The following is a 19727-nucleotide window of genomic DNA, read 5'->3' on the forward strand; positions in this document are numbered from 1 at the left end:
CCTCTTCCAATCAACTGCGAAATATTACGAATTATTTTGCTAAAAAACACCAACTATTTTTGACCACATTACCTTTTAAAAACGACTTCAATACATTTAAAAGGAATGGTTAAATACTTACTGGCCAATAGTAACTTCCATCCTCCAGCTTCCAATCTTTTAACCTTTTCATCTGAATAAAAACTCCCCGGACATCATATCCGGGGAGTTTCTTTTATTTATCTTTTTTCACAAATACTTTCTGAATGGTCAGAAGTTCTTCTTTATTCATTTTTGAGCTTTTCTCCAGCTTGGCCATGAATGTAGACACTTCATCAGGGGTTGCGGGAGATCCCAGATTATCACCTTTGCTATCGAAAGAATCGGCGAGCACCTCTCCTTTTGGATTTAGGATCAGCCAGAAAGGAAGTCCGGCATTTTCTCCTTTGTATTTATTCATCAGTTCCTGTCCGCCCGGATTTTCAAGTTTTTTCTTTTCTCCTCTTTCCTGCACATCGATGTAAGTGGTTACGAATTTCTTATCGAAGATCGGTTTTGTTTCAGGAAGGTTCATATTTTTCTCCATCAGTTTGCACCAGCCGCACCATGAAGCATGGAATACGAGCAAAACATTTTTCTTTTGAGCTTTAGCTTCTGTAAGCGCTTTGTTCAGTTCTGTATCTGCCTTTTCCTGCGCTGCATTCAGCTGAAACAGAAATAAAGAGGCAACAAGGATTACTTTAAAAAATTTCATTTAAATTTTGTTTTGGATTTACTGATACGAATTTAGCTATTTTTCTTGTGATATCTTTTACTTATCCTTCAATGTCTTACTCTTTTAAAGTACATAAAAGATATAAATCTCATGTCATTCTATTATTAATACTTTGAGCCTTTGTATAAAAAAAAACGACTTCTTTTGTTGAAGTCGTTTTTTATATTTTTCCTGAAAAATTATTTTTTCAAATCTGCTTTTACATCTTTATAACCATCTGCAACTGCATCTGCACCTTTTACAGCGGTCTTTTTAACGCTTTTCGCACCTTTGGTTGCTGTTTTACCAACCCATTTTGTGCCTTTTTTAACCCCTTTTTTTGTAGCTGTTGCTCCTTTTTTAGTTTTGTCTCCAACCCATTCTGCCCCATTTTTAACTCCTTTTTCTGTTGCTTTTGCCCCTTTTTCAATGGCAGTACCTACATTTTTTGCTTCCTGTTTTACCGTTTCCTGAGCATGAACAGCTGTTGCAAATAAACCGAACGCTAATAAGGTCAATACATTCTTTTTCATATTGTCTTTTTTTTTAAGTTAGTTTGATAAATATAACATAAAACAAGCCAAACCTGTATGACATGAAAATAATTTAATCCAATTGAAGAAAAACTATAACCTCGTTTTCCATTCCTTCTTTCTTTATCATCTCCTTCAATATGTTCAAATTGATCACTTCAGGACAGTTTCATCTACTAAAATAGGCTGTTCAAGAACGATCACCGGTTTTTTCTTTTTTAAGAGATCCAGTAATTTCTGAACTGAGAATGTAAGAATCATGTAAAGTAGGATCAACAGTAATACGGATCCGATGCCATGCTGTCTGTATCCGAAAATCCCTTTTCCCCATGAAATTAAGATCCACTGGATCATGTACATTGAAGTTAGATTTCTGCTGCAGTATTTTAAAAGACTTGTGAACTTATTATCTTTCATTTTTGCGGTGATTCTGAAAATAATCCATAGGAAAATCAATGTCCATCCGGCAAAGTAGATAACACCTCCGGGACCCATATGATAAAAACCATTGTAATTATAGGCATCAAATCCAAAAACCAAAGGAGCCCCAATAGCTACGAATATCAGTCCTACATACAGCATATTCCTGAATAACTTCCTGCTGTCATGATTAAGTTCCAGAAACCATTTTCCAAAAAACATCCCGATGATAATAAAAGACATCCACGGAAATACCGGAAAATAGATGTAAGCAGGATAATCATTGCTGAAAAAAAGATCTGTGATATAGTTGATAACGGGATAATCAATTATAGTTCCGCTGACTTCTCTGGATACCAATGCGATCAGCAATCCGATAGCCAGAATAGCATATTTATTTTTCACATATTCGCGGATAAAGCCTACAAACAGTAAAGAAATTCCGGCCAATTGTAAGATATCTCCCAGCATGACCAGATACATATACTGCTGTTCTATCGGGCCGTGCCATCCATATTTCTGAATAAAATTATCGGGAGCGAAACCCAGAACTGCAGGAACAATAAACTTCATAAAGTTCATGAAGAAAGCAGCTAATAAAAGTAAACCGCCCCGTTTAATTGAGCTTTTAAGACTCTGATGACTTGACGTCATAAAGGTGATCCCCATACAGATCAGGAAAATAGAAGTTCCTCTTCCCAGAAAGACAATAAAGCTACCGATAACGGTCTCCGACTGCGACTTTACGTTCGCATAAATAAGTAAAGTGTGAATGATAATCATGCCGATTACACTCATTCCTTTGATTAAATCCAGTGCTGCAATTCTTTTGCTAAGCTTTTCCATAGTTTTTTAAGTTTTTAATAAGGGCTACAAAACGGGTCGTGATTAATTGATTGAGATTATACGATTCCCGTTTTATAGTGTATACATTTTAATTATTAATTTCAATATTTATTTATTCTAAATAAAAACAAATATACATATTTAAAGTAAATTATAATTTATTCATTCTTAAATTATCATGAATATTTATTAATAATAATCAAACTATCATTCTATTACTCCCTATATATTCAGCTCAAATGACTAATATATTTCACAACAAAAAACCGCAGTAAACCAGGTTTACTGCGGTTGTATAATTAAAAGTAAGGTTTACTTACACTTATTTACTTTACTTCTTCGAAGTCTGCATCCTGTACATCATCTGCACTTCCTGCGTTAGCTCCAGCATTTTGAGCACCTGCTCCGGCGTCTCCACCCTGAGCTTGCTGTCCAGCTGCATACATTTCTTCTGAAGCGGCCATCCATGCTGCATCTAAAGCTTCTGTTTTAGCTTTTACATCGTCAACATTTTTAATTTCGAAAGCTGCTTTCAATTCTGTGTGAGCTGCTTCTACTGCTGCTTTTTTGTCAGCAGAAAGTTTATCACCGAATTCTTTCAACTGCTTTTCAGTCTGGAAGATCAATCCGTCAGCTTTGTTTAAGATTTCAACTTCTTCTTTTCTCTTAGCATCAGCTACGGAGTTTTCCTGAGCTTCTTTCTTCATTCTTTCGATTTCTTCGTCAGAAAGACCTGAAGAAGCCTGAATCTTGATCGTTTGCTCTTTTCCGGTTCCTTTATCTTTAGCAGAAACGTTCAAGATACCGTTAGCATCAATATCGAAAGTTACTTCGATCTGAGGAACTCCTCTTGGTGCAGGTGGAATATCAGAAAGATCAAATCTTCCGATTTCTTTGTTATCGTTGAACATTGCTCTTTCTCCCTGTCCTACTCTGATGCTTACAGCCGGCTGGTTGTCAGAAGCTGTAGAGAATACTTCAGATTTTTTAGTTGGGATCGTCGTGTTGGCATCAATCAATTTAGTAAATACTGAACCCATTGTTTCGATACCTAAAGAAAGCGGTGTAACGTCAAGAAGTAATACATCTGTTACGTCTCCTGTCAATACTCCTCCCTGAATAGCAGCTCCTACAGCAACTACCTCATCCGGGTTAACCCCTTTTGAAGGTTTTTTACCGAAGAATTTTTCTACTTCTTCCTGAATGATTGGAATTCTTGTAGAACCTCCTACCAATAATACTTCGTCGATATCAGAAGTGGAAAGACCTGCATCTTTCAACGCTTTTGCTACCGGCTCCATAGATCTTCTTACAAGATCAGCAGCTAACTGCTCGAATTTAGCTTTAGTTAAAGTCTTCACTAAGTGTTTAGGACCTGTAGCTGTAGCTGTGATATAAGGTAAGTTAATCTCAGTCTGAGGAGAAGAAGATAACTCGATTTTTGCTTTTTCAGCAGCTTCTTTTAATCTCTGAAGAGCAATAGCATCAGTTTTTAATTCTACCCCTTCTTCAGCTTTGAATTCATCTGCCATCCAGTTGATGATCACATCATCAAAGTCATCACCTCCTAAGTGGGTATCACCATTTGTAGACAATACTTCGAATACACCGTCTCCTAAATCAAGGATAGAGATATCGAAAGTACCACCTCCAAGGTCATAAACAGCGATCTTCTGATCTTTGTGGCTTTTATCCAAACCGTAAGCTAAAGCTGCAGCGGTAGGTTCGTTGATGATTCTTTCTACTATAAGACCTGCAATTTCTCCAGCTTCTTTAGTAGCTTGTCTCTGTGCATCGTTGAAATAAGCGGGAACAGTGATTACTGCTCTTGTTACTTCCTGACCAAGGTAATCTTCAGCAGTTTTCTTCATTTTCTGAAGTGTCATTGCAGAAATTTCCTGTGGTGTATATTCTCTGTCGTCGATTTTTACTTTTACGGTATCATTGGGTCCTGCTACTACTTCATAAGGTACTCTTGAAATTTCTTTAGCATCTTCCTTAAAATGAGTACCGATAAATCTCTTGATAGAGTATACAGTTTTCTTTGGATTCGTTACAGCCTGTCTTTTTGCAGGATCCCCTACTTTTCTTTCACCATCTTCTGTAAATGCTACAATAGACGGAGTTGTTCTTTTACCTTCAGCGTTAGGGATAACAACAGGGTCTTTCCCCTCCATTACAGCAACACAAGAGTTGGTTGTTCCTAAGTCAATTCCAATTATTTTACTCATAATATTTATATTTTTTCTATTTTTATATTTAATTTACAATCTCAATTTCTCAATATCTGTACCATCTCCTATTTTGTGACAAAATGACATATTAAAAATTAAACCCCGACTGAATCGGGGTTTAATTGAACTAATATTGGAAATATTTTCACTTATTTTTTGATAAACTTCATCGATTTGACAAAATCTTTTCCGTTGTAGGTTCTGACATAATATACTCCGCTGGCAAAATCTTTTACATCAATTTTATCAGTTTCGTTTTTAATGACCGCTTTTTTCATCAATCGTCCTTCAGCGTTGAAAATTTCAACTTCATTGATTTTTGCCAAAGGTGATGCTATCGAAATATACTGTGTAGTAGGGTTCGGGAATAAATTGATAGAATTTGCCTTTTCCACTTCATTCACCGCTAAAAATGCACATCCGTTTGAATTCAGAAGACTTGCTCGCGGGCCAGACATGGTATTGGTTTTAATTGTTTTCTGATCATTGCTGAAAAGTGCCATCTCTGTATCTGTAACATAATCCATAAAATTCATAAACATAGCACCATTATCTGAAGGTGTACATGTATTGGTATTGTCCGGGAAAACATTCCCCCCGAAATAAGGATTATTGGTAGCAGGAGTGTCCGCACATCCGTCATTATTATCAGCTGTTCCGCAAAGACTGTCGTCTTCCCCCCAAGGGTGCAGAAGTCCAAAATAATGACCTATTTCATGAGTCGCAGTTCTTCCTCCATTATATGGAAACTGTGCAGCACCGGTAGTTCCAAAATATTTGTACCCAATAGCTAAACCATCTTCAGGATATCCGGCAGCATCCGGCAAATAAGCCCATCCTAAATACGGATTTGGCATATCTCCTACCCATATATTCAGATATTTTGTAGGATCCCAGGCGGTAAGTCCCGAAGCCTGATAATAATTATCAGCAAAATTAAAATTGGAAGCCACAGATTTTCTTTCAATTCCGTTGGTAGAATTTCCGCTCGGATCTTTTGTAGCCATACAGAACGCAAGCTCCATATCTGCTGCCATAGGCTGAAATACGGCTGGAACTACCGTGTTAAAATCAGCATTCAGTTTTCTGAAGTCATTATTAAGTACGGCGATCTGTGATGCAATCTGAGCTTCAGAAATATTCTGTGTGCCATTTTTATACAAAACGTGCACTACAATAGGAATAGTAATAACGTTCTGTACATTCTTCCCTGTTGTATTTTTACTCGTCAGATAATTTCTCAGGTCCTGTTTCTTTGCCAGAGCCTGTGGATTTCTTGCAAAGAATTCATTCATCTTTTCGGTGGTTCCACATTCCCGCTGTCCGTACACATTAGCCATCAATAAGCCAACTGACAATAGTAAAAGTTTTTTCATGATTATTTAAATTTATATGAAACAAATATAAATATATTATTAAATCTGAATTCGAAATTTTTTCCCTTTTATGTGACTACTAAAGGTAAAACAACAGATTTCATATATGTTTATTGATAATTTTATAAAATTCAAATTTCGATGAAATATTAATAAAAAATTAACAATTAAAAATGACAATATCTTCATTAAAATACATTTTTTGATGATTCCGTTAAAAAATTAATCAAAGTTTAACCTTGAAAATAGAGACCGGAACTTCATGAATTGCTATTTTTGATAAAATATACACTTTAGAATGTCAGTACACTTTAATCCGCGAGATATTACATGGCTTGCTTTCAATGAAAGGGTTTTACAGGAAGCCATGGACGAAAATGTTCCTTTACATTTAAGAATACGTTTCCTTGGAATTTTCTCCAACAATTTAGATGAGTTTTTCAGGGTGCGTGTAGCCGGATTAAAGCGGGCAATGGATTTTAAAGAAAAAGTAATTGCAGAATCTTTCTATCAGCCACCTTCCAAAATTCTTCAGCGGATCAACGAAATCGTGATCAGACAGCAGCAGAATTTCGACAAGACCTGGAAAAACATTCAGGTTGAAATGGCCAGCCTTAAAGTGTCTATTAAAAATGCTAAAAACCTCACTGCCAAGCAAAAGGAATTTGTAAGACAGTATTTTGATGAAGTGGTAGAATCCAATGTGATTCCTATTCTGCTTCATGAAAATACACCGATGCCTTATTTAAGAGATAAAAGTCTCTACCTGGGAGTTGCCATGAGAAAAAAGGACTGGCAGTATTCCAGTAATTATGCGATTATTGAAATTCCATCCCGTTTTGTGGGAAGATTTGTCCTGTTGCCAACGGAAGATCCGGAAGAAAAAAATGTGATGCTGCTGGAAGATGTCATTACGTTCAACCTTCCGCATATTTTCTCCTATTTCGGCTATGACGAATTTGCCGCCAATGCTTTCAAAGTAACCAAAGATGCCGAACTGGAACTGGACAATGACATCCGGACCAACTTCGCAGAAAAAATAGAAAAAGGACTTAAAAACAGAAGAAAGGGAAAACCTACCCGTTTCGTTTTTGATAAAGATATGGATAAAGCTCTGCTGGAACTTCTTATCCGAAAATTAAATTTAACGAAAAAAGACAGTATCATTCCAGGCGGAAAAATCCACAATTTCAAACATTTTATGGATTTCCCGGACGTGTTCGAAACCTACGCAAGACCTGTGGAGAGATCTTCTTTTACCCATCAGGCTTTTGAACACGGCGAAAGAGTGACGGATGTTATCTTAAAACAAGACGTTCTCCTGTCCTTCCCTTACCATAAATACAATCCTGTGATTGATCTTCTCCGTGAAGCAGCCATGGATCCTGATGTAAAATCAATCCAAATTACAGCGTACCGTCTTGCCGGCAACTCAAAGATCAGTAATGCCCTGATTTACGCTGCAAGAAATGGTAAGGAAGTAACGGTTATGCTGGAACTTCAGGCAAGATTTGACGAAGAATCCAATCTGAAGTGGAAAGAAATGTTTGAACCTGAAGGAATTAATGTTCTTGTAGGTTTGCCGAATAAAAAAGTACACGCCAAACTTTGTATCATTAAAAAAAGAGCTCACAATAAAACGCTCCAATATGGTTTTGTAAGTACCGGAAACTTTAACGAAAAAACCGCAAGAATCTACGGCGACCATTTATTGATGACAGCCGACCGTGGCATCATGGCAGATATCAATAAAGTATTTAATGTCCTGAAAAAATCGAAAGAAGATTTTCTACCGGTTTTGAAAACCTGCAAAAACCTGATGATCTGTCCGCAATTTATGCGTGAAAAGATTGTTCACCACATCGATAAGGAGATTGAAGAAGCCAAAGCGGGAAGAAAAGCTGAGATCATCATCAAGGCCAATTCTATGAGTGACAGAGCCCTGATAGAAAAGCTTTACGAAGCTGCCTATGCCGGAGTCATTACAAAAACCATTGTAAGAGGAATCTATTGCCCGGTGAATCAAAAAGAATTTAAAGAAAAAATAAAAGCGATCAGCATCGTGGACGAATACCTGGAACACGCCAGGGTAATGTATTTCTACAATAAAGGCGCAGAAGACATGTACATCTCATCTGCCGACTGGATGACCCGAAATCTGGACTACAGAATTGAGGCTGCCGCGAGGATCACAGACAAGGAACTGAAGAAGGAATTGAAAGATATTCTGGACATTCAGTTGAGAGATAACGTAAAAGCTCGTATTTTAGACAAAAAATTGAGCAACGAGTATGTCAGGAATGATAAAAAGGAATGCCGTTCTCAAATAGAAACCTACAAATATTTAAAAGCTAAAACAAGCAAAAAATGAAGATCGCAGCGATAGATATAGGAAGCAACGCCGCCAGACTTCTGATCAATGAAGTAAAGATCAGCAACAGAAAACCTGAATTTATAAAACTTAATCTTTTAAGAATCCCTCTGAGACTGGGCATGGATGTATTTACCATGGGCATGATCGGTGAGGAAAGGGAAAAAATGGTCATCGATTCGATGAAAATTTTCAGCGACCTTATGAAGATTTATAAAGTGGAGCATTACCGTGCCTGTGCCACCAGCGCCATGCGAGATGCCTCGAACGGAAATGAAATCATCCGACAGGTTAAGGAAACCTCAGGAATCAATATAGAGATCATCTCCGGTGACGAAGAAGCAACACTGATCTATGAAAACCATGTAGCAGAAGGCCTTGATAAAGAATTCGCCTATTTATACATTGACGTTGGAGGAGGTTCTACAGAGCTTACTTTTTACGAAAACGGAAAGATGGTGTACGAAAAATCTTTCAATATCGGAACCATCCGACTTCTGAATAATCTCGTAACTCCTGAAAACTGGCAGGAAATGAAGGATGAGATTAAAGATAATATCGTCAGCAAAAGACCCATCGTGGCTATCGGTTCTGGAGGGAATATCAATAAGGTATTCTCGATGAGCAAAACCAAAGACGGAAAACCGATGACACTTGCCCATCTTAAAAAGGTCTACAAAGAATTCAATGAGCTTTCTGTAGAAGAAAGAATGACCAAGCATAACCTCAGAGAAGACAGGGCGGATGTTCTTGTTCACGCTTTGAGAATTTTCAATAATGTGATGTCATGGTCGGATATCAACAGGATTTTTGTTCCTAAAATCTCCGTAGCAGATGGATTGATCCACAATATTTTCAGTCAGCTGCACGAAAAAAAATAAATTTCTTACACAGTATATTCTAAAAACCGGTCATCATTTGGCTGGTTTTTGCTTTATGTAAAAAACTGTGCTTCAATATATCTTTTAAAATGTAATTTTTTTTCTGTAAATTTAAAGTAATACTATATCTTAGTACGTCTTGCATAATATCAACAATAGAAAATGAATCCGATCAAAATAATTCTTACAGGAGCAACCGGTATGGTAGGTGAAGGTGTTTTAATGGAATGCCTTGAAAATCCTAATGTTTCAGAAATATTAAGCGTAAGCAGAAAACCTTCCGGAAAAACACATCCAAAGCTCAAAGAATATTTAGTTCCTGATTTCCTCACGATAGATCTCAACGATGAAAACCTGAAAGGCTATGATGCCTGCTTTTTCTGTGCAGGAATCAGCAGTGTGGGAATGAGTGAAGAAGATTACACGAAGATCACTTACGATACCACCGTGTATTTTGCGAAGGCCGTTCTGAACCAGAATCCGGACATGGTTTTCAATTATGTCTCAGGAGCTCATACAGACAGTACCGAAAGCGGAAAACAGATGTGGGCAAGGGTAAAAGGCAGAACTGAAAATGCATTGAAAAAATTAGGCTTCAGAAATGCATTTAATTTCCGTCCGGGATTCATGAAACCCGTTGAAGGTCAAATACATGTAAAATGGTTCTTCAAACCCATTATTTGGATTTTTCCTGTTTTTTTACCGTCAAAATCATTAACTTTACACGAAGTGGGCAGAGCAATGATCAATGGCGTGCACAAAGGTTACCCCACATCAGTTTTGGAAATCAGGGACATTAAAAATTTAGCAATATGAGAGATATGGTAAAAAGAATTGTTCTGGTCGTTTTTGTACTTCTGGTCCTGACCGCGGTTTCAGGCTATTTTTATATGCAGAAACATCCGCTAGACGAAAAAACATCTGTAAATAAAACAATGAATATCACGGGAAGCAAAGTCAGCAAGTAAATTAACGAAAGGACGAGTTTTGCTGTTTTTCTTTTTGTTTCAACAGCAACCGTTACCTGTTTGTTAAACATTTATTAAAATTCCATTAAAATACTTGCGGGGTATAAAGTTCATTTTTGCATAAATCTAATGCAAGTAAAAAATGACCAACAACTATCTATTAAAAGGATCTGTCATCGCCGCATTCTTCCTTCAGGGCGGGCTTTTCGGACAGACACTGATCCATTACTGGAATTTTAACACCAATACATCAGCAGCATCCATCACGACACCCTCTTCCACTTTGGTAAGTGGATCTCTTGCTGCCATAGCCGGCGGAACCAGCGAAATAGACTTTGCAGGAGGTACCGGACAAAATTTCAATATTGATAATTTAAATACAAGAAACGGCGATCCGTCCGGAACCCACCTAAGATTCAACAATCCGATTGGGGGCGCTTTACAGTTCAATCTTCCTACGACAGGTTATCAGAATGCTGTTGTCAAATTTACGACAAGACGATCTGGACAGGGCGCAGGAACTCAATCATGGTCTTATTCAACGGATGGAAGTACTTTTGTTCCGTATCAGACCATCAATCCACAAGATGCCAATCCTCAGCTTATCACTTTTGATTTTTCTGCCGTTTCAGGTGTTTCCAATAACCCGAATTTTAAATTAAAAGTAGAATTCTCCGCTACAGGAGGTGGAACGGTTGGTAATAACCGTTTTGATAATTTTACAATGGACGCCACAGCCGCTGGAGGTACTGACACAACTCCTCCTACGACGACTTATCTTCCCGCTAACAACACAAATAATGCTTCTACCACTGTAAATCCAACGATTTCTTTCAATGAGAATGTAAGGCTTACAGACAATTCCGCGATCACCGATTCTAATGCACAAAACCTTGTAGACTTACGTGTAGGAAATTCATCAGGTACTTCAGTTCCCTTCACAACCACTTTCAGTAATAATAAAATAACAATAATTCCTACGGCTGTACTTATTCCGGGACAGACGTATTATCTGGCTCTTAAACCCAATACGGTTGAAGATTTAAGTGATAATGGGGTTACAGCAGTGACATCAACCACCTTTACAACAGCCGGAACAACGGTTTCTTTGGACAAAAACTTCATTAAGGTGAATGAAAATGCAGGAAGTCTGGCCTTCAAGATCAATGTGACCAATCCTTCGGCTGCTACGGTTAATCTTGTGGTAAAACCGGCACCATTCAGTACTGCCGACAACAATGATTTTACATTAGCCAATCAAACCATCAATATCACTCCTTCTACAACAACTTATACGGTTAATATTCCGATCATCGATGATACATTGGAAGAGCAGCAGGCAGAATATTTTGTAGTAAGCCTTGAAAATCCAACCGGGACAACGATTTCCGGAGATAATACAGCTACTGTTTATATTGTGGACAATGATAAACCTGCGCCGGTTCCTTCAGGACAGATTCAGCTGAACTATGTCGGAAGTTTTGATCCTTCCGGAAACAATAACAGTTCTACCGAAATTGTAGTTCATGATCCGGCCAGTCAGAAATTATTTACCATCAGTTCGATCACGGATGTTTTTGATATCATTGATTTCACTAATCCGAATGCTCTTTCTGTGGTTAAAACGGTGAATATGGCATCTTATGGCGGAATCACAAGTATCGCCATTAAAAACGGGATCATTGCAACGGCTTCCCCGAATGCTGATCCGCAGCAGAATGGCTCAGTGGTCTTTTTTGACACTAATGGAAACTTCCTGAAACAGGTGACTGTGGGAGCCCTTCCTGATATGATCACTTTCAGTCCGGACGGAACAAAAGTGATCACAGCCAATGAAGGTGAACCGAATGATGCCTATACGATAGATCCTGAAGGAACCATCAGCATTATTGATATCTCTGGTGGAATTGGAAATCTTACCCAAAGTAATGTCACGACGCTTAATTTTAACAGCTTCGATTCTCAGACCGCTGCTTTAATCGCCACAGGATTGAGAAAAGTAAGAACCAACAATACACTTTCTCAGGATCTTGAACCTGAATATGTGACGGTAAGCTCAGACAGTCAGAAAGCCTGGGTAACCCTTCAGGAAAACAATGCTGTGGCTGAAATCAATTTAGCCACAAAAACAATTTCCGGAATCTGGGGATTGGGCAAAAAAGATATGAGTCTTCCGGGTAATGGTTTTGATGCCTCAGATAACAATGGAGAAATACTGATTGCAAACTGGCCCGTGAAAGCCTACTACATTCCGGATGCCGTTCAGAATTACAAGATAGGAAACACCAATTATATCGTAACGGCTAATGAAGGTGATGAAAAAGATCTTTCAGGATACAGCGAGAGAACCACAGTGGGAGCGAATACCTATACTTTGGATCCTGCTCTCTTTCCTCAGGCGTCTGTTTTAAAGGCATCTTATAACTTAGGCAGATTCAGAGTTTCCAGTGCGACGGGAAATACAGATTCAGATTTTGAAGAAATTTCAGCTTTGGGAGCACGTTCATTCTCTATTTTTAATGCTGATACCAAACAATTGGTTTATGACAGCGGTGACCGGTTTGAAAGATATATCGCAGCCAATCATCCCCTGATCTTTAATGCAGACAATGAAGCCAACGGTGCCAAAAACAGAAGCCGCGCTAAAGGTCCTGAACCGGAAGGAGTAGCTTTGGCGACCATCAATGGGCAGACTTACGCGTTTATCACTTTGGAAAGAACCGGAGGGGTAATGGTTTATAATATTACCGATCCTAACAATCCTACGTTTACGGACTATAAACATTCACGTTCTACCTCAGCTTATGGTGGTGACAACGGTCCTGAAGGGATTACTTATATCGCCCCGGCAAATACGACAACCGGAAAAGGCTATGTCATTATTGCCAACGAGATCAGCGGAACATTATCCATGTATGAAGTGGCTTCTCCTCCAACATTGGGAACCGGTGAAATTAAGACTGAGAAAGCAACCTTCAATGTATTCCCTAACCCTGTCATGAAAGGAAATAAACTGTACTTCAACAGAGCGCAGGACTATGAACTTTATGACCTATCAGGAAAAATGCTTGGAAAAGAGAAAAATGCTTTAACCATAGATACGTCAAAACTTTCTGCGGGTGTTTATCTTGTGAAAACTTCGGAAGGACATGTGAAAAGAGTGATTGTAAAATAGTAGGAGGTTGCGGGATTCGGGGTACGGGTTTGAGAGTCGGAGCGTTTTAGGGTTTGAGAGTGTAAAAGTTAATTGGTATTTAACAGTTACTGATTGGTAGTAATGTCTGAAATCTTTGTTCTTGGCTCTTGTTTCTTGAATCTACCATTCACTTGTATAGCAAAATTGACCATTGACGTTTCTCAATCTCAGCCTTAACCTAAAGTCTCACGTCTCATATCTCGTGTCTGAAATCTGACATCTGACATCTTAATACACCAATAGAAATACTTTAAATATAATTCAGTTGATGAGGTCCCGGATTTTCCGGGGCTTTTTTTGTTTTTTGACCTGTAAATTCAGTAGATTTAGGCTTTTAATCATTTTCATGACAGAACAACTGGAAAGCATTATCGGAGAAGTTTATCACAAAGAAAGAAGAAATCTTTTTACTTTTCTTACCGGTGCCGGAATTTCATCCGACAGTGGAATTCCTACCTATCGGGGAATTGATGGAATCTGGGTGAAAGGAACTCAGTTTCATAAGCCTGAAGAATTCGGAACACTCAGGTATTTTAAAAAACATCCTGAAGAGGTTCTACAGTATTCTCTTTTCCGGAAGAAAATGTTTGAAAGTGCATCGCCTAATGAAAGTCATTTTGAATTATCTGAAATTGAGAATATCCTACAGGACCGTTTTCATCTGATTACTCAAAATATTGACAATCTTCACCATCGTGCCGGAAATCATAGGATTTATGAAATCCATGGAAATAACAGAGAAATCAAGTGCTCAAATGGTTGTAAGGAAATTATAGCTCTTCCTGAAGAAATAAAAGGCAAAAACCTTGAAGAAGATCTCACAGAAAATGATATTTCTCTTCTGACCTGCAAAACCTGTGGCCATTGGATGCGTCCCAATATTCTGTGGTTTGATGAATATTATGATGAAAAAACAAATAAGAGATTCGGTTCCCTGAAAGTAGCCAAAAACAGCGGTATTCTTTTTATTGTCGGAACTTCCGGCGCAACCAGTCTTCCCATAGCTATTGCTGAAACAGCTTTGAAATATGGAGCTTTCATTGTGGACATTAATACTGAAGACAATAATTTCACTGATCTGATCAGGGATAAAAAAAACGCAGTGATCATCAGAGAAAGGTCTACTGATGTCTTAAAAACCATTAAGCAGATTATTAAAAATATTGCCCATTAAAATGTTTGGATTTGCCTTTGATACTAGAACAGAACCTGAGATTATTGCTTATATGGATGATGTCAAAAATATTGAACATAAAGCAGGTATTATTTACCATACCCTACAACTTATTAATGTAGACAATGTTCCTAATTTAATATCAGCAATAGAAAATGCTGCAAGGATCTATGAAAACAATGGTTTCATTTGTTTTCTTGATGATAAATCTATTGTAACCAGAACTTTTATCGGCAATATCAGAGTAATAAAGTCCAAAAAGAATAATATTACTTTATTAGGGCAGGTATGGAGTAATCCTCCAGGCTACCACAAAGCAATGAAAATGAGATTAAATAATGAAATTATCGAAAAGAATATTTGGCAAAACTTTAGGAAAGAAGAATTACAAGGCTGGCTGGTCCATGCACTTCACACTACGAGAATAGATGAAGTGAAAGAAAATATCAGTATTGAGATCGATGGAAATAAATTTCACAATTTGGATGGCTTCTTCTGTACTTTAGGAGAAGAAGTTAATGGTATTGGAGGATACTTTGGAAGAGGGATTTATGCCTTGTCTGACTGCATGCGTGGTGATTTTGGGGTAAAATCTATATCAGAATTAAAATGGCTAAATCATCAGAGAAGCAAAAAATTATTTAAAACTAAATTTGATGAAATACTTCAGGTTTTTGCAGATTACAATATAAAAGTGATTCTGGAATAAAAAGACTCTGGCGGAAAGCTTCGCTTTCCGCCAGAGTCTAAATCTATATCTATAATTTCAATTATGCTTTCGGAGCTTCAGCTTCCGGATTCATATCATCAAAATTCTTTTTCTCTTTCTTTTCAGGAACCATAATAATTTCTTTCTGAACTTCTTCCGGTCTTCCTTTTAAATACTCCGGTAAATTAAGACCGGCCATATTAAACAGATCGTTCAATGGTGGTACTGTTTTCATCATTCCTGAAACAAAATTAGCGGTAGAACCGTTTCCGTCCTGTCCGTTTCCGCTGTCCCAAACCGTAATCTTATCGATTTTAATATTTTTGACAGCTTCCACCTGGGTTTTAACCAATTCAGGAAGTTTTTCAATTAACAGCAACTGGAAGGCACTGTTGGTATCACCACCGGCAGCCTGTACGATCTTATCGTAACCTTGAGCCTGTTTAGTCAGGATCTCATAAAGACCTTTTGCTTCCGCTTCCATTTTAGCGAAAATAGCATCTGCTTCTCCTTTTGCTTGTAGTCTGATTTTCTCAGCTTCTGCCTGTGCATCAATGATGGCTTTTTGTTTTGCAATTTCCGCGTGTACTACAATATTCGCCTGCTGGGTAGAACGTTCTCTTTCTCCCCTCGCAACTTCCGCTTTCTGTTCTGCAAGGTAAGATTCTTCCAAAGATCGTGCAGCCTGTACTTTTTCTGCAGCGGTTGCAATTCTCAATGCTTCCGCTTCTTTTTCTCTTCTTTCTGCATCAGAGTTGGCGATGGTAATTTTGGCTTCGTTTTCCCCTTTTACAGCGATAGAGTTCGCCAGAGAAGTCGCAATTCTTGATTCCTTTGCCGCTTCTGCCTTACCGATGGACTCATCCTTTATGGCTGAAGCAATACTTACTTCTCTATCTTTTTGCGTGATCGCAATTTTTACGTCTCTGTCTCTTTGCGTTTCGGCGATCTGCGTATCCTTTTCTCTGTCGGCAATTGCCTTTCCGGTTTCCCCGATCTTTGTTTGCTCGGCAACACTGATGATGGCTTCATTAATCGCTTTTGCTGCTGCTTCTTTACCTAAAGCTTCAATATATCCGGACTCATCTCTGATATCCGTAACGTTTACGTTGATCAGTTTTAAACCGATTTTCTTTAATTCCGTATCTACGTTTTTAGAAATATTATCTAAGAATTTATCTCTGTCAGAGTTGATCTCTTCAATCGTCATCGTAGCAATAACCAAACGAAGCTGACCGAAAAGGATATCTTTAGAAAGTTCCTGAATCTGCTCCTGAGCCAATCCCAATAATCTCTCTGCCGCATTTCCCATAGAATCCGGTTCTGTAGAAATGGCGATGGTAAATCTACACGGTACATCTACACGGATATTCTGCCTGGATAAGGCATTGGTAAGATTGGCCTCGATAGAAATAGGTTTCAGATCAAGGTACGCAAAATCCTGGATGACCGGCCATACGAAAGCACCGCCTCCATGGATACATTTTGCTGAGCTCCCACCCGTTTTACCGTAAATAACCAAAATTTTATCCGACGGACATCTTTTATACCTCGAAATAAGGGCCAAAAATGTGACGAATAGTACAAGTACAATAACTAATGTTAAAATAAGACTTCCTGGTATTGCCATAAATAGTTTTTATAAAATGGTTGATAATGAATTAAATTTTTGAAACGACAAGAATCTTGTCATAGATGTAAGTGACCCTCACAGAACCACCGGACGGAATACTTTCCTTTTCTTCCGTCATAGCGGGAAGTTCGTGGCTGGTTCCGTTCACAGAGATCGTGATCTTTCCTTTGCCACTCATATCTGCCGGAATGGTAAGATAAACTTCTCCTGCCCTGCCGATAAGGTTTTCCATCTTAAAGGTATTGTCTTCCGTAAGTTTCATGATCTGAAGGATCAGGATAAAAAATAAAAAGATAAATCCTGCCCCTACAAGTGCAGAAACAAAGATCAGCAGCGACTTATTTCCTATGGATCCATAGAATGCCACACCACTCCATCCGAACCCTAAAAGAAAATTAATAAGGTTTCTGAAAGAAAATAACTGAAAAGGACTGTCAGCATGACTGTCTCCGCTAAAATCAGCGTGAACCACATCTCCGTGGCTGCCTCCGACAAAAGTAAGAACCGTTTGAATCAGAAAGATAAAGCTGGCTGCGATGGCCGTATACCAGAACCCCTGCTGAAGCGGTTCGAGGTTTTGCAGAAATTCAAACATAAGATGCGTTTTTCACAAATATAATTAAAAAAAATCAATAAAACCAATAAAAAACGGCATAAAACACACCTATAAAACGTCAATTTGCACAATTCTCACAGAACTTTCAATCAGGATGATAAAATTCCTTTTAAGTATAAACTTCCGCCAGAATTCTATAACACCATATCCCGGATTACCTCTAATTTTATCCCGCGAAATGAAAAGAGTATTCCATTTGTTTTTCCTGCTTCTTTACGTAATAATTTCTTCGGGATTTACTACGAGCAAGCACGCATGTAAGGGAAATTCCAGTGAACTCCACGTGGGACTGAAAAACCTTTCCGATATGGACTGCCCGAAATGCAGTACCAATAAAGAGAAAAACCACGGAAAATGCTGCAAATTAGAAGTCAAGAAGGTTTACAGAGCAGATAACCTCACCTCTTCCCACAAAAACTTACCTGTTAAATTTTTGTCAGCTTCCATTCCCTATCACAATTTAGGAACGGTATTCGAGGTTTCAGCATTATACTCAGAAAAGACTTCCACCCTCTTTGATTTCACCGAAGATCACTTTAATTATCCCTCCCTCTACATTCTCCATTGCGTTTACAGAATTTAGAATCGTATTGAATTTTGTCATCCCGAATCCGGGATCCTATTTTCAATATTCATTCTAAATCAATCTTATGAATTCAAAATATAATACCCTCATCATACTGCTGGGCTGCCCCGCCATTTTCTTTGGGCAGCAGACCGGCTTAGAGGATGTACTGATGAAAGCCGGGAAAAATTATCAATCCATCAAAAAAAAGGAAGTGAATATCGCAGCTTCCCATGAACGGCTCAATCTTCAGAAAACCTATTACCTGCCTGAAGTCACCCTGATGGCGCAACAAAACTTCGGAACCATCAATGCACAGAACGGCCCGATGTACAGTCAGGGCGGTCTCGGGGTAGCTTCTACCTCAATGTCACTCGCAGAGCAGAACTGGAATGCTGCATTCGGAAGTTTATATTTGGCTAATATCAACTGGAATGTCTACACCTTCGGACGTCTGAAAACCAAAGAACGGCTGGAAACCGCTGATGTGGAAGTTCAGAAATCTGATCTCAGCCAGGAAATTTTTCAGCATCAGATCAAAGCAGCCGGTGCCTATTTTAACCTGTTGGTAAGCCAGCGGCTGGAAAATGTACAGCTGGAAAATCATAAACGCACCGAAGTAATCTATACCATTGCCAAGGCGAGGGCCGAAAGCGGATTAATTCCGGAAGTGGATGCCTCACTCGCAAAAGCGGAAATGTCCAATGCACAAACCTCGATTATTAATGCCAATGATCATGTTCTGGAGTACAATAAACAATTGGCAGAGCTTTTAGCTGAAAATTTCACAGATTACCAGCTGGACCATTATTTCAGTGAAAATATTCCTTTAACGACCTCTGAAAATTCTTCATTGGAACAACATCCGAATATGCTCTTCATCACCCAAAAATTGAATAAAAGCAAAGTCCAGGAAGCTCATTTGTTAACTACAGGACTTCCTTCACTTTCTCTTTTCGGGGTTTTTCAGGGACGCGGATCAGGCTTTGGATGGAATTATGTTCAGGATAATTCCGCCTATTCTCCATCTTATTTAAAAGGAGCCGGTGTAGACCGGATGAATTACATCCTCGGATTGAATGTAAGCTGGAACCTTACCGATTTTTACAGGAACAGTTCTAAGGTTAATGAACAAAAACTGATGACTAAAGCTCTGGATTTTGACCATCAGCTGCTTCAACAGGAGCTGACCAATCAACAGAGCCTTGCAGAATCGAAATTCAAAAATGCTTTGGCTAAAGTAATGGAAGCCAAAGTACAGATGGAAGCAGCAACAGATGCTTATCACCAGCAGAAAGCTTTATATGAGAACGGGCTCACCACCATTGTGGATTTTACGCAGGCTTTATACCTGCTGAACCGTGCTGAGATCAATTACGAAATTGCAAAAAACAATTCATGGCAGGTCACCGTACTCATTGCTGCTTCAAAAGGCGACATTTCGATCATCACCAAAGCCATTATTCACTAAC

At 38.5% G+C, this 19727-nt stretch carries 16 protein-coding genes; 9 read left to right on the forward strand and 7 right to left on the reverse strand.

The features are described 5' to 3' along the window. Window positions 1-214 precede the first annotated feature (214 nt). From N0B48_RS21950 to N0B48_RS21970, 5 genes are all read right to left on the reverse strand, one after another. A complete protein-coding gene (locus N0B48_RS21950; protein WP_259841572.1) occupies window positions 215-733 on the reverse strand; it encodes a thioredoxin family protein in 519 nt (172 codons plus the stop codon). Between the two features lie 200 nt (window positions 734-933). After that, window positions 934-1266, reverse strand: coding sequence for a hypothetical protein (locus N0B48_RS21955; protein ID WP_259841573.1), 333 nt, complete (start codon window positions 1264-1266; stop codon window positions 934-936). Window positions 1267-1419: 153 nt separating this feature from the next. Then, on the reverse strand, window positions 1420-2532 hold the full coding sequence (locus N0B48_RS21960) for a heparan-alpha-glucosaminide N-acetyltransferase domain-containing protein (RefSeq protein ID WP_259841574.1): 1113 nt from the start codon (window positions 2530-2532) through the stop codon (window positions 1420-1422). A gap of 326 nt (window positions 2533-2858) precedes the next feature. Beyond that, window positions 2859-4763, reverse strand: a complete 1905-nt coding sequence (dnaK, locus tag N0B48_RS21965; RefSeq protein ID WP_259841575.1) for a molecular chaperone DnaK — start codon at window positions 4761-4763, stop codon at window positions 2859-2861. 152 nt (window positions 4764-4915) lie between these two features. Continuing rightward, the gene (locus tag N0B48_RS21970; protein WP_259841576.1) at window positions 4916-6142 is read right to left on the reverse strand and encodes a T9SS type A sorting domain-containing protein; all 1227 of its coding nucleotides are present in this window, start codon (window positions 6140-6142) and stop codon (window positions 4916-4918) included. A 298-nt stretch (window positions 6143-6440) separates the two neighbouring features. On the opposite strand from N0B48_RS21970, the gene ppk1 reads away from it, so the two are divergent. The 7 genes from ppk1 (at window position 6441) to N0B48_RS22005 (ending at window position 15441) form a co-directional block, all read left to right on the forward strand. Continuing rightward, a complete protein-coding gene (ppk1, locus tag N0B48_RS21975) occupies window positions 6441-8513 on the forward strand; it encodes a polyphosphate kinase 1 (RefSeq protein WP_259841577.1) in 2073 nt (690 codons plus the stop codon). After that, window positions 8510-9394: a Ppx/GppA phosphatase family protein gene (locus N0B48_RS21980; RefSeq protein WP_047449612.1), complete on the forward strand. Its 885-nt coding sequence runs from the start codon at window positions 8510-8512 to the stop codon at window positions 9392-9394. The genes ppk1 and N0B48_RS21980 overlap by 4 nt, the downstream gene beginning before the upstream one ends. A gap of 162 nt (window positions 9395-9556) precedes the next feature. Next, window positions 9557-10210: an NAD-dependent epimerase/dehydratase family protein gene (locus N0B48_RS21985; RefSeq protein ID WP_259841578.1), complete on the forward strand. Its 654-nt coding sequence runs from the start codon at window positions 9557-9559 to the stop codon at window positions 10208-10210. Further along, window positions 10207-10362, forward strand: coding sequence for a hypothetical protein (locus N0B48_RS21990; protein WP_259841580.1), 156 nt, complete (start codon window positions 10207-10209; stop codon window positions 10360-10362). The genes N0B48_RS21985 and N0B48_RS21990 overlap by 4 nt, the downstream gene beginning before the upstream one ends. Before the next feature lie 142 nt (window positions 10363-10504). Beyond that, the gene (locus N0B48_RS21995) at window positions 10505-13537 is read left to right on the forward strand and encodes a choice-of-anchor I family protein (RefSeq protein WP_259841582.1); all 3033 of its coding nucleotides are present in this window, start codon (window positions 10505-10507) and stop codon (window positions 13535-13537) included. 367 nt (window positions 13538-13904) lie between these two features. Further along, the gene (locus tag N0B48_RS22000) at window positions 13905-14732 is read left to right on the forward strand and encodes an SIR2 family NAD-dependent protein deacylase (RefSeq protein ID WP_259841583.1); all 828 of its coding nucleotides are present in this window, start codon (window positions 13905-13907) and stop codon (window positions 14730-14732) included. Between the two features lies 1 nt (window position 14733). Next, window positions 14734-15441: a barstar family protein gene (locus tag N0B48_RS22005; RefSeq protein ID WP_259841585.1), complete on the forward strand. Its 708-nt coding sequence runs from the start codon at window positions 14734-14736 to the stop codon at window positions 15439-15441. Between the two features lie 61 nt (window positions 15442-15502). On the opposite strand, the gene N0B48_RS22010 is transcribed toward N0B48_RS22005, so the two are convergent. Further along, window positions 15503-17071 (reverse strand): flotillin family protein, encoded by a 1569-nt coding sequence (locus tag N0B48_RS22010; protein ID WP_259841586.1) that lies wholly within the window; start codon window positions 17069-17071, stop codon window positions 15503-15505. Between the two features lie 31 nt (window positions 17072-17102). Then, window positions 17103-17669 (reverse strand): NfeD family protein, encoded by a 567-nt coding sequence (locus tag N0B48_RS22015; protein ID WP_259841588.1) that lies wholly within the window; start codon window positions 17667-17669, stop codon window positions 17103-17105. Window positions 17670-17868: 199 nt separating this feature from the next. Here N0B48_RS22015 and N0B48_RS22020 point away from each other — a divergent pair, with 199 nt between their 5' ends. Further along, window positions 17869-18273, forward strand: a complete 405-nt coding sequence (locus tag N0B48_RS22020; RefSeq protein ID WP_259841590.1) for an HYC_CC_PP family protein — start codon at window positions 17869-17871, stop codon at window positions 18271-18273. Between the two features lie 67 nt (window positions 18274-18340). Next, window positions 18341-19726, forward strand: coding sequence for a TolC family protein (locus tag N0B48_RS22025; RefSeq protein ID WP_259841592.1), 1386 nt, complete (start codon window positions 18341-18343; stop codon window positions 19724-19726). Window position 19727: the final 1 nt, after the last annotated feature.

The organism is Chryseobacterium herbae (assembly GCF_025154075.1).
Taxonomy (GTDB): domain Bacteria; phylum Bacteroidota; class Bacteroidia; order Flavobacteriales; family Weeksellaceae; genus Chryseobacterium; species Chryseobacterium herbae.

What these genes read in the sequence shown, in the direction of transcription:
- N0B48_RS21950 (WP_259841572.1), bottom strand. Translation starts at nt 733, where the DNA reads ATGAAATTTTTTAAAGTAATCCTTGTTGCCTCTTTATTTCTGTTTCAG.
- N0B48_RS21955 (WP_259841573.1), bottom strand. Translation starts at nt 1,266, where the DNA reads ATGAAAAAGAATGTATTGACCTTATTAGCGTTCGGTTTATTTGCAACA.
- N0B48_RS21960 (WP_259841574.1), bottom strand. Translation starts at nt 2,532, where the DNA reads ATGGAAAAGCTTAGCAAAAGAATTGCAGCACTGGATTTAATCAAAGGA.
- dnaK (WP_259841575.1), bottom strand. Translation starts at nt 4,763, where the DNA reads ATGAGTAAAATAATTGGAATTGACTTAGGAACAACCAACTCTTGTGTT.
- N0B48_RS21970 (WP_259841576.1), bottom strand. Translation starts at nt 6,142, where the DNA reads ATGAAAAAACTTTTACTATTGTCAGTTGGCTTATTGATGGCTAATGTG.
- ppk1 (WP_259841577.1), top strand. Translation starts at nt 6,441, where the DNA reads ATGTCAGTACACTTTAATCCGCGAGATATTACATGGCTTGCTTTCAAT.
- N0B48_RS21980 (WP_047449612.1), top strand. Translation starts at nt 8,510, where the DNA reads ATGAAGATCGCAGCGATAGATATAGGAAGCAACGCCGCCAGACTTCTG.
- N0B48_RS21985 (WP_259841578.1), top strand. Translation starts at nt 9,557, where the DNA reads ATGAATCCGATCAAAATAATTCTTACAGGAGCAACCGGTATGGTAGGT.
- N0B48_RS21990 (WP_259841580.1), top strand. Translation starts at nt 10,207, where the DNA reads ATGAGAGATATGGTAAAAAGAATTGTTCTGGTCGTTTTTGTACTTCTG.
- N0B48_RS21995 (WP_259841582.1), top strand. Translation starts at nt 10,505, where the DNA reads ATGACCAACAACTATCTATTAAAAGGATCTGTCATCGCCGCATTCTTC.
- N0B48_RS22000 (WP_259841583.1), top strand. Translation starts at nt 13,905, where the DNA reads ATGACAGAACAACTGGAAAGCATTATCGGAGAAGTTTATCACAAAGAA.
- N0B48_RS22005 (WP_259841585.1), top strand. Translation starts at nt 14,734, where the DNA reads ATGTTTGGATTTGCCTTTGATACTAGAACAGAACCTGAGATTATTGCT.
- N0B48_RS22010 (WP_259841586.1), bottom strand. Translation starts at nt 17,071, where the DNA reads ATGGCAATACCAGGAAGTCTTATTTTAACATTAGTTATTGTACTTGTA.
- N0B48_RS22015 (WP_259841588.1), bottom strand. Translation starts at nt 17,669, where the DNA reads ATGTTTGAATTTCTGCAAAACCTCGAACCGCTTCAGCAGGGGTTCTGG.
- N0B48_RS22020 (WP_259841590.1), top strand. Translation starts at nt 17,869, where the DNA reads ATGAAAAGAGTATTCCATTTGTTTTTCCTGCTTCTTTACGTAATAATT.
- N0B48_RS22025 (WP_259841592.1), top strand. Translation starts at nt 18,341, where the DNA reads ATGAATTCAAAATATAATACCCTCATCATACTGCTGGGCTGCCCCGCC.